A 15,279-nucleotide genomic window follows, 5' to 3' on the forward strand; every position below is an offset into this window, starting at 1 on the left:
CAAATATATGCATTTGATTCTGAAATAAAATATATAAGCAGGAAAAATTTATTCCCCTTATATTTTAATAGAAAATCGTTATGACAATCATTGATGCTATTAAAAAGGGCTTGAAAGCCGCAGGTGTAAACGAAAAGTACGCTGTAAAGGTTCAGAAACTCTTCAAAATCGAAAAGGAGGAGGATATTGATACTTATATTGCCTTGTTCAAAGACAATATTCTTCCTGATCTTGAAAGCACATCCGCAATAGAAAAAGCAAAAAAGGATGCTATTGCCGAGTATGAAAAGAACAATGGTTTAAAGGATGGTAAACCTATCAAGTCGGCTAAAAAGACTAAGAAAACAGTAAAATCCGATGACGATGATGAAGAAGACGATGATGAAGACTTCGAAGATTTGCCCGCATCTGTAGTTAAGCTATTGAAAGCCCAACAGAAGCAAATCTCCGAGTTGACCGCATCGGTATCTTCTGTCGTATCAACAGTCACAACTTCCACGAAACAGGCATCAGCCAGAACACTATTTGCAGATGCAAAACTGCCTGAAAAGTGGTTTAACCGTATTGATGTCAATTCTGAAACTTCTGTTGAAGATCAGATTAAAGAGTTGCAAGAAGAATACGCTGAAATCAGACAGTCAGTAATAGATGATGAGGTTGCCGGTGGTGATTACAAGCCTAATTCCTACAAGCCCAAAGAACGTTCAGAGAAAGAATGGCTGGAACTAATGGAGGACGAGGAAGGTGTTAATAACGGGACTGCCAGCCTTGGACTTGAAGAATAATAATTAATAATTAAAAGCTATGTTCAGAAAAAAGCAAAGTGAATTTCAGTATGCCCCCGGAATCGAAAAGATTATCGAGGACATTCAGGGCGGTGGAACTATTGCCCGTGCGGAACTGAAGGGAATCATTGATGAACTTCCTCCGCTTGTTATGGTGGGTAAGGACACTAACGGTCTTTATCATATTGTTAAGACTGGAAGAGTTACGGCTGTAGCTGCTGCCGATGCGGTAGCTATTCAGGTAGCAAAGAATCATGTGTTTAAAGTTGGGGAAGCGGTTACAATCGGCGGTGCTTTAACTGGAGCTTCCGATGTAATCTCCGCAATCGACAAGACCGCCCCGGCCTATGACACAATAACTCTTGCTGGTCCGATTGGGGCTGTGAAAGTAGATGATGTGTTAGTACTTGTAACTGCTAAAGCTGCTGCCAAAGCTGCAAAGTTCAAGTATACCCCGGAGGTTATCACCATGAACAAGGTTGATGTGACCGTAGCTAACCAGCAGTCAGGTCTCTTGGTGCGTGGTACTGTTAATGAAGCAGTAATGCCCTACCCTGTTGATGATGCTATTAAAGCGTTGCTTCATTTTATCCGTTTTATGTAATCCATTAATTCATAACTATATATGGAAAGAAGTTTAATTAAACAAGTGAACCGTAAGAATATGGGCGCCCGCCTTAACTCGCGTAAGGTTAAGCCGGTGTTTTTCCCTAATTTCTTCGGTGTAAAGCAGAAGAACTCTCTGAAATGGGAGACTCTTACAGGTGAGAAAGGTGCACCAGTTATCGCTGACGTTATTTCATTCGATTCTTCCGCACCTCAAAAGAAACGTGAAGTTATCGGTAAGATGTCAGGTGATATTCCTAAGACTGCTGTAAAACGCGGTATGAACGAAAGTGATTGGAATGAATACCAGCAACTTAGCAGGGATTGTGAAGGTGATTCGGATTTGAAATCTATTCTTGACCTTGCGTTCAAAGATCAGGATTTTGTATATAATGCTGTTCGCGGTCGTTTTGAATGGTGGTGTATGCAGTTGATGTCCAAAGGTGGATTCGTTCTCAATTCAAGCAATAACAATGGTATTGTTACCGAAGAATTTGTAGGCTGTGGTATGCCTAATGAAAACAAGAAAGTTGCTGCTGTGGATTGGTCTAAGTCTACAACGGCCGACGGCTTGCAGGATATTGAAGATACCGTAGTTGCCGCTTCTGCCGAAGGTGTTACTATCAAATATGTAGTGATGCGCAAAGATAGATTTGCTCTATTGAAGAAACAGAAGGCAGTTATCGAAAAGGTTAGGGGCTGGATTAATCAGAAAGAAAAGCTGACTATCTCCAAGAAAGTTATCAATGAGTATCTTGCTGCCCAAGAGAATACGGAAGGTGTTCAGATCGTTCTTGTAAGTCCATCCGTTCGTATTGAGAATGCCGCTCATCAACGTACTACAGTAAATCCATGGGAAGCTGCCAATATTTGTTTCTTGGAAGATTTGCAGTGTGGCGACGTTCAGCATGGACCTATTGCAGCAGAACACTCTGTCGAGTACAAGAAGAAAGCTTCCACGCTGAAAAAAGACTTTGTTTTTATCAGCAAGTGGTCTGAACTGGAACCGTTCAAAGAGTGGACTAAAGCGGAAGCTAACGCAATTCCAGTAATCAATGACCCTGATGCAATGTACATCATGAAAACTGATGGCCAGGCATGGACGGAAGGTGAAGATACTGAAAAAACAGACGAAGAGGGTTATTAATCATCTATTATGGCAACAATCAGAGAAACAATACTAGAATATCCCTCCATTGAGGATATGAAAGGCTTCTTGGATAAGGTAGTCTTCGTTAAGCGGGGTATCAACTCCGAAGCAGAATGTACTGCTGAAAGCATGAAGCAAGTCGGTCTTTGTGTCGCTGATACGTACGCCATGTTAGTAAACTCACAGGATTTCAGTGAGAATAAGCTTTCTATCACTCATCCCCGTTCTTTCTATGTCCAGACTGCAAAACAACTGTATATAGAAAACGGGGAGCCGGAGAAAGCCGGTAAACTCGGGAAACGAATCATTATCAAAGGAAAGGCTGGTAACAGATGGTAAAACGATATCCACATACAGCGATAGTCACTATCGACGTTAACGGAAAGACAGTAAACGGTGAATGGGTTCCGGGGAAACCGATTGAAATATCCGTTCCCGGACGTTATGATCCTGTAAGTGATGGTACTGTTGTCTATAAACGTAATTCGGCTGGTGATGAAGCGCAAGTGCATGGTTATTTCTATACCAAAATTCAGCCTCAATCAGGTAGTAAGTTTTTGCGTTTGAAAGTCGCTTCCAAAGGTATTGACGTACCGATTATCTGTTGGGAACCTTATCAATCACATTCAATTATTAACGTATGAGAAACGGCATGACTCCCCTATTCACCTTTGATGAAATGGAACGTTGGTTTGAACACTTTCAAAGCAAAGCGGAAGACAAGATGCTTGTTTTCCTGCAAGCTGGAGGTGAAAAGTTTATCGAAGTGGCTCGTCGGAGTGGTTCATATAAAGACCAGACAGGTAACCTTCGAAGCTCTATTGGATATATAATTGCGAAAAACGGAAAAGTGGTTGCAGAGAACTTTACCGAAAGTGAAAAAGGAACTGATAAGACAACCGGTAAGTATAAAGGGCGTAGGCTTGCAGAAGAAGTATCTCTGTCTCATTCCGGTGGTTACGTGTTGGTTGGTGTTGCAGGAATGGAATACGCGGCATCCGTAGAAGCTAAAGGGTATGAAGTAGTTTCAGGAGCTAATACGCAATGTGAGAAATATCTAAGAGATACATTGAAATCTGTTTTTAGAAAGATTTGATTATGGATGAATTCGACGCTGTAGATATAGTCTACGATGCTGTGATTACTGCAAAAACTAATGTTATGATTTACAAAGATGCATCGGAATCGGGTGTTACTAATGAACATATCGTTATCAATCACCTGCAATTGAATGAGCTCGACTTCATTAATAAAGTACCTGTTAACGTCAATATCTTTGTCCCCTTGAATGAAAACGGCATGCCCCGACGTCAGCGCATGAAGGAACTTAGGCGTAAGGTAAGGAAATCGCTTGATTCAATCAATAGCAATGACGGTACATGTAAAGAAGTGACAGTTCTCTGGAGTGTTCCAATGCCGGACTTCAAAGAGGGCTTTGCTTGTACAAATATTAGATTAGAAATTTTAATAGATCAATAATTATGACAGGAGAAGTAAGACCTATCGCTATGGGCGTAGGTAAAATTAAATTCGGAACAGTCGGTGACGGTGTTCCAGGAGCGGACCTCAAAGATTTTCCTCTTCCGACAAAAGGAAGTGTTGCATTTAACTTTGCAGATCCCAAGGAAGTGAAGATTGAAGTAGAAGGTAGTGAAGAACCCCTTTATGTTGAACTGGTGAAAGATACGACAGATTATGTTGAGTTCTCCATCCCTACTCCATCCAATGAAGTCCTTAAAGAACTGGCAGGCGGTGAAGTAGATACAACAGGAGGAAAAAATATCTGGAAAAAGCCTCTTAGTACTCCTTCTATCTCTAAAACGTTCCAGTGTGAAACATTACCTAAAGACGGTAAGAAGGTCGTTTATACCATCGTAAATGGCAAGATCGCCTCAAAGATTTCACAGGCTCCCGGATCAGAGCAAGCAGAGTTGTTGCTTGTTCGTGTATATATGCAAGCTGCTGTTACTGCAGACGGTAAGAGACAGACCGCTTTCATGCGCGAAGTAGTTACTATTGCCGGAGGCGGAGAAGCCCCAGCGAATGCTGCGAATGTCGAAGGCGGAGAAGCTGCTCCAAGTGCAGCTAAGAAATAACTAATTGGATTCCTGTATAGCTTAGTTGGTAAAAGCGCTACATTGGTTATGTAGATACCGGCGGTTCGAATCCGCCTGCAGGAGCAAACTTTTGAAGAATGGAGCCGAAAGTATTGAAAGTTAGTCGCGAATAACTGAATGTATTGCCTGGAAGTACAACGGGCTAGGCTCCTTGAGGAAATTATGAGTATAAAGAACTTATTTCAGCAAGAATCGGAATCCGTAACGGAGCAGCCTGTCAAGATTCCATTTGATTTTACTAACCGAGATTCTATTCCGAAAGGAAAGGATCCCGGTGATTGTATTGTAATAAAGCCTATCACTGTCCGGACATGGTTTAGAATTCGTCCACTTCTCCTTGAAATTGAAAAAGAAGATATTGATAAAATGATTGTTAAAGATGGTGAGCTGAATGCTGATTTTCCAGAATTGATGAATAAATATGGAGGACTACTTCTCGATGTCGTTTGCCTGGGCATTCATAACAAGCCAAGTGATCCGCCGGCATGGTTTAAAAACGCCCTCATTGACAATACGACATGGGAGGATATACGCATATTATTCAATGCAATCATATATCGCATAGGGTACCACCCTTTTTGTACCTCTATCACGATGCTTCGGAACGTGAGCCCGCTACGAGAGACGGAGATAATAGCCGCTCGGAAGAATCTGCAAAGCTGGAAGGATATAACCAAAGTAGATTCTTAGTTATTGCAAAGGAAGCTCTAGGATTAACGTTTAATCAAACGTTGGATAGTAGCTATGGATTAATAGAGATATTACTTCAGGAGTACTCATTTGTGATGAGACAGCGTAATAAGATGACTGACGAAGACGGAAATGTTGAAGGACGAGATTATGAGTGGGTAGAACTTCCGTCTTTTGATGACCCTAGTAAGACAGTCAGGATAAAGAAATATAACGATATTGCTGGAAAGGTCAAACGATAAGGTAATTTGCCATTGTGTTTATATATTAGGTTAACTGTTTTTTTATTAAATTGGTTTAGAGTATGTTTTCTAGTCCCTTGTATCTGTGAAGATATGGGGGATTATTTTTTAATCTCCTGAAGCTTCTGATTGAGAGATGCATTATCCCGCTGTAGATTCTCAATCAATCTTTTCTGATAAGCGAGCATCCCTTCAATTCTTCCTTCATCCTTGCCCTTCTTGTAAGCAGCATTGATTTCTTCTTCTGTGTAGTTCCTTTTATTCGCTACAGATACGTTCTCATTTTCCTTGGTCATGGCGCTAATGAATAGTAATTTATATATTATAGAAAAAGGCTATCTCTCCCCTATTCTTTCCGACCAAGGAACATAATCTATTGCAACGCATTAGGATTATGTAGCAAAGGGAATTGATAGCCTATATTGTGATATAGTAGGCGAATCAACTCCCTAATACGTTGAAATAAAAATCGTTCCTTGGTCTTAGAACACTGCAAAGATGCTTATTCTTCTCGAAATAGCCAAATTTTACCTCCTCTTTATATTTTAAGAATAAATGCTATATGGGTATTCAGAATAAAGATGGTGCGTTATATTTCGCTACAGGTATAGATAATTCAGGGCTATATTCCGGGCGTCAAGAAGCGATGGGAATCATAAAGGCAATGGCCGGTGAAATTACCGCTTTTGATGTATTCGGAGGGATTGGCATTAGTGCGGGGATCGCTTTTACTCAAGCAGCCAAAGAAGCATATAACTTCGAAAAGCAGTTCCAGCAAAGCATGAAAGAAGTTGCAACACTTTCAAGCGGAATAAAAGGCAGTCTTACCGATTTCATGAATAGTGCTATCGATATGACTAGAGAGGTTCCAGTTGGAGCCGTAGAATCAGCTAAAGCACTATATCAGATTGTATCTGCAGGACATGATGGAGCGGATGCTATGAATATTCTAAAAGTATCTGCTAAGGCTGCTATCGGTGGCGTTACAGAAACGGCTACTTCGGCAGATGCTATCACTACAATTCTTAATGCGTATAAAAAAGGAGCTTCCGAAGCAGAATCTGTTTCTGATATGTTATTTACCACAGCCAAGTTTGGTAAGACTACAATGGGAGAACTTGGAAAGAGTATTGCTCAAGCTGCTCCTATTGCCTCGTCCTTTGGCATTGATATCGAAGACGTGCTAGCAGCTGTCGTATCAATAACTAAACAAGGAGTTCCAACAGCCGAAGCTATGACTAAAATACGTGCGGCAATTATGGGAACGGCTAACCATTTAGGTGATGCAGCCTTTTCCGGACGTTCTTTCCAAGAAGCATTACAGCTCATCTATAACGAAGCAAATGGAAGTACCACAAAAATGAAAGAGTTATTAGGTACTGACGAAGCTTTACAAGCCGCCCTAATGATAACCGGACAGAATGCAGTAGGTGCTGCGTCCGATCTGGATCAAATGAAAAATGCAACAGGTGCAGCAGAAGCTGCTTTCAAAGAAATGTCTTCATCAACCGAGAATCAAATGAAGCTTCTTAGTAATAATATAACAGCAGCCCTTCGCCCGTTAGGACAGGAAATTTTGAAAGAGATATCCAGTGCGGCACAATCAATGAATGAAGCCTTTGCCGATGGAAGCGCTCAAGAAGCATTAAAAAATATAGGAGCTTTGATCGTTGTCGTTACGACGGCTCTTGCTGGATATAAAGGAAGTATTCTGGCTATAAGTACTGCTAAACAAACTTATGTAACAGTGACAGCGCTTGTTAATAAACAGCGTGCTATTGAAGCCGCAGATTTAGTCCTAAAGAAAGGCTTGTACGCTATTGAGGCAACAATGATTGCAAAGAATACATCTTCTCGAATCTTATTGACAAAAGCTCTCAAAGCTCAAACTATTGCACAACTAAAAAATGCTGCTGCAATGTTAACTAATCCTTATGTATTAGCTGCAGCTGCTTTTGCTGGACTTGGATATGCCGTTTATAAGTGTGCTACCGCTGAAACTGAAGCAGAAAGGGTACAAAAGAGATATAATAAAGTTGTAGAGGAACAAACTCAACAATTGGACGAGTTGAAAAATAAAACAAATAGCCTAGTTTCTATTGTTCAGGATGAAAATTCAACACAATATGACAAAGTTAAAGCATATAAGCAACTTCAAGCTCTAATGCCAACCGTCTTCTCCAATATGGATATTGAGACATTGAAACTTATGGATCATCTCTCTTTGAATAAACAAATTAATAATGAAATAAATAGAAGAGAAAGAATTGGGGCAAAGACCAATCTTGTATTAGCCCAAAATAAACTTAATTCCATAAATTCACGTCTTGACAAAACAAGCAAAGAACAGGCTGAATCTCCTAGTGGACAAAAGGCCGCCGTTATTCAAAAAATTCAAGAGGAAAAGAGAATAGCAGAAGAAGAACTAAAAATTGCCCAAAAACGTGTTGATGAAATTCTTAGTATTCAAAAAGAAGCAGAAGAGAAATCAAAGCCTAAAGAGTTAAAAATAATCTCCCTTCAAAGTAATATCGATACATTAAAAGCTGAAATTTCGGAGCTTCAATCACTCGTAGATAAGGAACAAGAAGAAAATAACGGCTGGTCTCCAAACGCATGGTTACTTAAAGCAAAAAAAGGTCAGCTTTCCACCAAAGAAAAGGAAATAAAGTCTTTACAAGGCAGTGGGATCAGCAAAAAGGTAGAGACTAAAACAGATAAAGCCTTTTGGACAAAGCAAAAAGAAGATGCGACGAAAGCACTAGATTCAATCGCTTCGTCTCAAAGGAAGTTGATGGACGCAGGGAACTTCAAAGGAATAGATTCTGCTGTGGTGAAATCCTATAAAGAAAACGCCAAGAAGTTGAAAGAAGCCGAAAAAGAATTGAAAGTCTATGATTCATCTTCCAAGAAGGATGACCAAGCGAAAAAGCTGCGTGAAGAACAGGAGAAATATAAACTCCTGCTAGATAAGCAGAATAGAGAGCAACAGCGTATGAAAGAAGACTCTGCAAACCAACTAGAGCAGCTTGAAATAAATAAGCTTAAAGAGAGCAGTGAAAAGGTTCTAAAACAAAGGGAGCTCAATCATAAACTAGAATTACAGGCTATCGATCGCGAAGCTGAAAACAAAAAGTTAAAAGTGATTGAAGATGCTCGTTCCGCCTTTGATGCTAATCCTGAAAATAAAGATAAAATCTTCAATGCAGAAAAATATGTCAAGTCAGAGCCGATAATTAAAAGATTTGCCGAAATTGATAATGATACTCAAAAAGCAAAGGAAGTTACAAATACTAAATATAATCGTGGAGATGATTTATCCGAACTGTTGAATCAGTATCAGGATTATACAGATCAACGTCTTGCAATTGAGAGAAAGTTCAATGAAGATATTGCTACCCTGCAGGAACAACGAAAACAAGCAGTAAAGAATGGAGATACAGATCAAGTAGAACAGATTGATCGTTCCATAGCCCAGGCGACAAAAAACAAGGGAATGGAATTGATGGGCCTGGATTACGATAAGTTGAAAGAGTCTCCGGAGTATGTTCGTGCATTTGAAAATCTGAAAGAAACGTCTTCTGAAACTCTTAATTCTCTGCTGACTCAATTAGAGAATGCAAAGAGTACGGCTGCCAAAGTTCTTTCTCCGGACCAGCTTCGCGAATATACTAGTACTATTCAATCAATTATGGATGAATTGGATTCACGTAACCCGTTTCAATCATTATCTGACAAGAAGAAAGAACTAGCAGAAGCAGAGGAAGAGTTAGCTAATGCGCAAATTGAATTAGAAAATGCTAAACAGACTCAAGAAGCTGTAAAAGGTGGTGCTAAGATTGAAAATGGTGTCAAGTCCTCTAAATTCAACGAAAAGACTGGTAAAATTGATTCCACAAAAGCTTATCTGACCGAAGCACAGGCTTTGGATAAAGTAAAAGAAAAGACTTCGAGATACAATGAGGCGAAAGATAAGGTGGTACAGAAGGATGCTAAGGTAAAGAAAGCAGAGAAAGATGTAAAAGCACAGTTAGATGAATTATCAGACGCATTAACTGATGTTGGAAAATCAATTGGTGGACCGGCTGGTGAAATTATCTCATTGATTGGTGAAATAGGGACCTTTGCATTGACTGCTATGAGTGGTGTTGAAATGGCAGCAGATACATCGGCTAACGCTATCAGTACAGTTGAGAAGGCATCTGTTATTCTTGCTGTTATTAGTGCAGTAATACAGGTAGCGACGAAGATTTTCAATATGTTCACTAAGGATGATACGACCGAGAAATATGAAAAGGCAAAAGAAACATATGAATCCTACATCAACATTCTTGATCGGGTAATTGAGAAGCAGTTAGAACTAGCAGAAACTCTTACTGGAGATACTGCAAACGCTGTTTACGAAGCTGCTATTGCTAATATTAAATTGCAAAGTGAAAATGCAAAAGTATTAGGTCGGCAGTATCTAAATTCTGGTGCTTCTGGAAAGTCACATTCAAAGGGTTATGATGAAGTAGATGATATGTCCGGTGAAGGGTGGAAACAGGCTGCAAAAGCATTAGGAATGTCTGTTGACGAGTTCAAAAAGAAGATGGGTGGTCGTATGACTGGTTTGTTCGATTTAACGGATGAACAACTTGTTAAGTTACAATCGGACGCCGGCATATTTTGGTCTCAACTAGATTCAGACACGCAGAAATTTGCCGATAAAATCGCAAATGGTGTCGGACAGGTTGCAGAGGTATTGGAACAACAAATTGCTGATACAACTCTTATTGATTATGCTTCTCTTCGTTCTGACTTTCAAGATCTACTAACAGACATGGATGCTGATAGTGCTGATTTCGCCGACAATTTCGAGGAATACATGAAGAATGCTATCGTAAATTCTATGCTTAAAGAAGAATTCATGGACAGCTTAATGGCTTGGAGAGAAAAACTTAACAATGCTATGGATGACGGTATGACTGAAGATGAGTATAATGCACTGAAGGCAGAAGGGCAACAGCTCTCTAATGAAATGAAAGCAAAACGAGATGCAATGGCAGAAATGTTCGGCTGGAATGATAACGACGATGAGCGTGAGGCATCAAAGAAAGGATTTGCTTCAATGTCGCAAGATTCAGCCAACAAACTAGATGGAAGCTTTGCTGTAGTGACTTCGCATACCTATTCTATAAATGAGGAAGTTAAGAGTATTAATTCAGGAACAGAGAAAATAGCAGAGAAACTGTCATATCTCATAAATATGGATAAGAATATGGCTGAAATGCTTCGGTGTAATGATACTATTGTTTCCTATTTATCGGATATCTCCAATTACACATCTAACCTTGTGGAAATAAGAGAGTTCATGTACGCTGTAAAGCTGGGAATAGACACGTTAAACACTAAAGGTATAACACTTAAGCGATGAAAGGGCAATTACTAATAGACAGAATAGATGCTTATATCAGTTTGGGTATATGTATTACAAAGGGAAGTTATAATAACCTGGTAGCATTTCCAGCCATGAAGGAACCGGACAAGAATGATTGGCCAGAAGAAGACGGACAGGAATTTGATCTTTCTAGTCCTACATTGGATACGGCTGAAGTAAGCATTGAGTTTGCATATATAGGCAGTTTGGGTATTGGTGGACTGATTGATATACTTTCTGACTTGAGTTATCATGAATTTTACTTTCCCTTAATCGGCAGGAGTTATAAGTTACGTCTGTCTTCCCAAAGCAACTATGTTATTAATCCGGGCCTTGAAGTTGCTAAATTTATTTTTAGTAACGACTTCCCCCGAGAAGTCGATTACGAATACCAGGAGCCCGTAAATAAGCTTCCAATGCCTAAAGGTTACGAGATTGATGACAAAGACTTATCCGATTATGGCGTAGTCGTATTGCAAGGTAGCAATGCTGAAATACTAAAGGCTCCGACGGTAAAAAAGAACCTATTACAGAATTTCAAACGTCAAGATGGAGCAATCTATGACGGTGAAGTTGTGAAATTCCAAACCAAAGAAGTATCTCTCAAATGCCTGATGCGGGCCGGGACGATTGAAACGTTCTGGCGTAATCGCGATGCCCTACTCTATGATCTCACAAAACTGTCTACTAAGACAGATAATGAAGGATATGAGTATTCCGATGCGGAACGTATATTTTATTGTGATGAATGGAGTGAAAGCTATCCCTGCTATTATAAGAGTTGTCAGACGAATGATTTCATGCTAAATAACGGTGTATGGTGGGAGTTCACTTTGAAACTCGTATTTACCAGCTTCCGGATCGGAGAAACGGAGTTCTTGCTTTCATCCGAAGCGGGCGAATTTATCATAACAGAGGACGGAGAGTTTTATATAGATTTAAATTGATTTGCTATGCCATTAAAGAAGAAAAAAATATCAGAACTGAACGAAGCCAGCGACATGAAAGGCTTCTTCACTATCGGCTACCGAGTAATCAACGGAGTTAAGACTAGCCTTAAATTTGGTTTAGAGAAGATTCAGACTGCCTTGGATAATATGCTCAAGGCTACGAGTGATGCAAAAACAGCTACTACCGATATGCGGCAATTAGAAGCAACTGTTGAAAGCAATGAATCAGCCCGTGAAACAGCCGAATCCCGTCGTAATGCTTCCGAACAATCCAGGCAGACAGCCGAAACGAATCGTTCCCGTGAAGAGCAAGCCCGGGAAGCTGCTGAATCAGTGCGTATCACTAATGAGAATGCACGTAAGACCGCTGAAACAGGACGATCTACTGCGGAAACTGCACGGGATAATGCAGAAAAGAAACGTGCTACCGCTGAAGGTACACGAGAAGCTAACGAGCAGGTTAGAAAAGATTCCGAAACAGGAAGAAGAACAGCAGAAGCCGAGAGAGTAGCTTCCGAATCAGCACGTAAATCTGCCGAAACTTCCCGTGTGTCCGAAGAAGATAAAAGAAAGACTTCCGAAACAGAACGCGTTACGGCTGAAACCGGACGTTCCTCTGCCGAGAATATAAGAAAGCAAAATGAAGATGCGCGTAAGTCGGAAGAAGCGGCCCGCGTAACTGCTGAAGGTAAACGGGTAATTGCTGAATCCGGACGTGTTGATACAGAAAATAAACGTGTCTCGGATGAACAAACACGTAAAAGCAATGAAGATGCACGTAAGACCGCTGAAACAGGTCGTTCTTCTGCTGAATCGGAACGTGTGAAGGAAGAAGATAAACGGAAAACCGCTGAAACAGGTCGTTCTACCGCTGAATCTACCCGTGTTTCTGCCGAGGATAAGCGGAAAACAGATGAAGCGACAAGAGAAACAAATGAAACCTCGCGTGTGGCTGCCGAATCTAACCGTGTTACCGTCGAATCCGAACGTGTATCTGCCGAAGCAGCCCGCAAGTCAGCGGAGACAGGCCGGGTATCAGAAGAAAACAAGAGAAAGGCTGCTGAAACTTCCCGCGCTACGGCTGAAACTTCCCGTTCGTCAGAAGAAGACAAGAGAAAGCAGAATGAAGATGAGCGTAAAACTGCGGAAGGTACTCGCGGATCAAATGAGTCTAAGCGTATAAACGCTGAAACGGAGCGTGTCGAAGCAGAGTCTCAACGCAAGTCAGAGTATGCCGGTATTGTGCAGGAAATGACGCAAGCAACAGAAGAAGCCACCGGACAGATTGCTCTTGTCAAGCAATTAACAGATGATGCGAATGCAGCTAAAAATGCATCTGTTGAGCAGACGGCTCTTGCAAAGAAAGCTACAGATGCGGCTAATACTGCGGCTGGTAGTGTTAATGCAGCTAAAGATGCGGCTAATACTGCGGCTGCAGGGGCCAATGCTGCCAAAGCTGAATCAGAAGCTCAAACCGCCTTAGCGAAGAAAGCGACAGATGAAGCAAATACAGCCAAGGATGCATCTGTTATACAAACAGGGTTAGCAAAGAAAGCCACTGACGATGCGAACGCTGCTGCATTGGCGGCTAACAATGCGGTTTCAGGAGTTGACGCAAAAGTGAAAGCTGCAGTTGATGCACTCGTTGCCGGAGCACCGGATGCTCTCGATACACTGATTGAGTTAGCGAACGCCCTGAACAATGATCCGAACTTTGCGGCTACAATGGCAACAGAGTTAGGAAAGAAGCTCAATATAGCTGATATTGTTAATAATCTGACAAGTGGAGGGACTAATAAAGTGCTTTCTGCCGAACAGGGAAAGGCATTGAAAGCAGCTCTGGATACACACAACCATGATAGCAGATATGAACTGATAATCACTAAACTTACCGCCTTTAACAAGAATTTCGGTACGACTGCCGGGACTATATGCGAGGGTAACGACGCCCGGTTAAGCAATGCAAGAACTCCGTTAGCTCACACGCATAAGAAAGCGGATATCAGCGACTTCCCAACCTCCATGCCGGCAAGCGATGTACCTGCATGGGCGAAAGCTGCAAGTAAACCTAGTTATACAGCAAGCGAAGTAGGTGCATCTCCATCTAATCACAATCATGCAGGTACATACGAACCTGCATTCACTAAAAACTCTGCCTTTAATAAGAATTTTGGTAGTGCAGAAGGAACCGTATGCGAGGGAAATGATGCCCGGTTAAGTGACACACGTGTACCGAAAGCGCATACTCACAAGAAGTCTGAAATAAGTGATTTTCCAACTTCGATGCCAGCAAGCGATGTACCTGCATGGGCGAAGGCTGCAAGTAAACCATCCTATACAGCTTCCGAAGTTGGTGCGTCTCCGTCGAATCATACTCATACAGGGGTCTATCAGCCAGCAGGAAGTTATGCAGCGAGTTCGCATAAACACGGAGCAACGGATATAACTCCTGATGGTACTCACCGCTTTGTTACTGACACGGAAAAAGAGACCTGGAACAGTAAAGCTGCGGGAAACCATAATCACGATTCAGTGTATCAAACTAAAGGTAGTTATGCTGCTTCATCACATAGTCATGATGCGACGGATATTAACCAAGATAGTACGCATAGATTTGTCACGGATTCAGAAAAGGCAAATTGGGATAGTAAGGCTGCAGGAAATCACAACCACGATTCAGTATACCAACCTAAGGGTAGTTATGCTGCAAGTTCTCATAAACATACAGCGACGGACGTTGAAGAAGATTCGACTCATCGTTTTATGACGGATGCAGAACGTACAAAACTTAGTGGAATAGCCTCCGGAGCTAATAATTACTCTCATCCGGCTTCTCATCCAGCATCAATGATTGAAGAAAGTACTACTAGAAAATTTATGACTGACGCAGAGAAAACTTTACTAAGTTCTCTCGGAACTAATGCAATTCAATCATCTGGTCAAAGTTTCGGACAAAATTCATATATTAAGTTCAATAATGGTCTATTAATCCAGTGGGGAGTAAAGGCTGGAGCTGTAGGATTCTCCTCATTATATCTACCTACAAGTTTCTATGATACGAATTATATCGTACAACTAACGGGAGTATCAGCTAATACAACAGAGATTATAGTGTATGCTCCAACATTATGTACTAAAACAATTTCTTCATTTCAAGTAGGTACAAGGTATATAGCAAGCGGAGGAGAAATAGCTTGGACAGGTTGGCAGTTTACTTGGTTTGCAATAGGACGTTGGAAACTTTAAAAATTATAAATTATGAAATATTGGAAACAAGGATTCTATGACGAATACCAGGAAGGTTCGGTAGAAATTACGGA

Annotated in this window: 14 protein-coding genes and 1 tRNA gene; 14 read left to right on the forward strand and 1 reads right to left on the reverse strand. The window is 41.0% G+C overall.

Annotated elements, in window-relative coordinates; genetic code table 11:
- Window positions 1–80: 80 nt before the first annotated feature.
- From LPH68_RS23565 to LPH68_RS26675, 11 genes are all read left to right on the forward strand, one after another.
- A complete protein-coding gene (locus LPH68_RS23565; protein ID WP_049702793.1) occupies window positions 81–785 on the forward strand; it encodes a hypothetical protein in 705 nt (234 codons plus the stop codon).
- 19 nt (window positions 786–804) lie between these two features.
- Entirely contained in the window at window positions 805–1,389 is a 585-nt protein-coding gene (locus LPH68_RS23570) for a hypothetical protein (protein WP_049702792.1), read from the forward strand.
- Window positions 1,390–1,410: 21 nt separating this feature from the next.
- Entirely contained in the window at window positions 1,411–2,538 is a 1,128-nt protein-coding gene (locus LPH68_RS23575; RefSeq protein ID WP_049702791.1) for a major capsid protein, read from the forward strand.
- Window positions 2,539–2,547: 9 nt separating this feature from the next.
- The gene (locus LPH68_RS23580; RefSeq protein WP_049702790.1) at window positions 2,548–2,880 is read left to right on the forward strand and encodes a hypothetical protein; all 333 of its coding nucleotides are present in this window, start codon (window positions 2,548–2,550) and stop codon (window positions 2,878–2,880) included.
- Complete coding sequence (locus LPH68_RS23585; RefSeq protein WP_049702789.1) at window positions 2,874–3,185, forward strand: hypothetical protein; 312 nt, start codon at window positions 2,874–2,876, stop codon at window positions 3,183–3,185. The genes LPH68_RS23580 and LPH68_RS23585 overlap by 7 nt, the downstream gene beginning before the upstream one ends.
- Window positions 3,182–3,637 carry an HK97 gp10 family phage protein gene (locus LPH68_RS23590; RefSeq protein WP_049702788.1) on the forward strand — a complete coding sequence of 152 codons (456 nt, stop codon included), beginning with the start codon at window positions 3,182–3,184 and terminating at the stop codon, window positions 3,635–3,637. The genes LPH68_RS23585 and LPH68_RS23590 overlap by 4 nt, the downstream gene beginning before the upstream one ends.
- A 2-nt stretch (window positions 3,638–3,639) precedes the next feature.
- Window positions 3,640–4,020 (forward strand): hypothetical protein, encoded by a 381-nt coding sequence (locus LPH68_RS23595; RefSeq protein WP_049702787.1) that lies wholly within the window; start codon window positions 3,640–3,642, stop codon window positions 4,018–4,020.
- A gap of 2 nt (window positions 4,021–4,022) precedes the next feature.
- Window positions 4,023–4,637, forward strand: a complete 615-nt coding sequence (locus LPH68_RS23600) for a hypothetical protein (RefSeq protein WP_049702786.1) — start codon at window positions 4,023–4,025, stop codon at window positions 4,635–4,637.
- 10 nt (window positions 4,638–4,647) lie between these two features.
- Window positions 4,648–4,721: transfer RNA gene (locus tag LPH68_RS23605), tRNA-Thr, on the forward strand.
- 99 nt (window positions 4,722–4,820) lie between these two features.
- On the forward strand, window positions 4,821–5,348 hold the full coding sequence (locus tag LPH68_RS23610; RefSeq protein ID WP_049703361.1) for a hypothetical protein: 528 nt from the start codon (window positions 4,821–4,823) through the stop codon (window positions 5,346–5,348).
- A gap of 113 nt (window positions 5,349–5,461) precedes the next feature.
- The gene (locus LPH68_RS26675; RefSeq protein WP_255679511.1) at window positions 5,462–5,590 is read left to right on the forward strand and encodes a hypothetical protein; all 129 of its coding nucleotides are present in this window, start codon (window positions 5,462–5,464) and stop codon (window positions 5,588–5,590) included.
- 101 nt (window positions 5,591–5,691) lie between these two features.
- On the opposite strand, the gene LPH68_RS23615 is transcribed toward LPH68_RS26675, so the two are convergent.
- On the reverse strand, window positions 5,692–5,886 hold the full coding sequence (locus LPH68_RS23615; RefSeq protein WP_004303094.1) for a hypothetical protein: 195 nt from the start codon (window positions 5,884–5,886) through the stop codon (window positions 5,692–5,694).
- Window positions 5,887–6,152: 266 nt separating this feature from the next.
- Here LPH68_RS23615 and LPH68_RS23620 point away from each other — a divergent pair, with 266 nt between their 5' ends.
- The 3 genes from LPH68_RS23620 to LPH68_RS23630 are packed head-to-tail and all read left to right on the forward strand — an operon-like array spanning window position 6,153 to window position 15,205.
- Window positions 6,153–11,006: a phage tail tape measure protein gene (locus LPH68_RS23620; RefSeq protein ID WP_117610578.1), complete on the forward strand. Its 4,854-nt coding sequence runs from the start codon at window positions 6,153–6,155 to the stop codon at window positions 11,004–11,006.
- Window positions 11,003–11,956, forward strand: a complete 954-nt coding sequence (locus tag LPH68_RS23625; protein ID WP_117610579.1) for a hypothetical protein — start codon at window positions 11,003–11,005, stop codon at window positions 11,954–11,956. Before LPH68_RS23620 ends, LPH68_RS23625 begins: the two co-directional genes overlap by 4 nt.
- 6 nt (window positions 11,957–11,962) lie before the next feature.
- Window positions 11,963–15,205, forward strand: coding sequence for a hypothetical protein (locus tag LPH68_RS23630; protein WP_151923604.1), 3,243 nt, complete (start codon window positions 11,963–11,965; stop codon window positions 15,203–15,205).
- The last annotated feature ends 74 nt before the right edge of the window (window positions 15,206–15,279 follow it).

Origin of the sequence: Bacteroides sp. 1_1_30, assembly GCF_020982715.1 — a bacterium.
GTDB classification, from domain to species: Bacteria; Bacteroidota; Bacteroidia; order Bacteroidales; family Bacteroidaceae; genus Bacteroides; species Bacteroides xylanisolvens.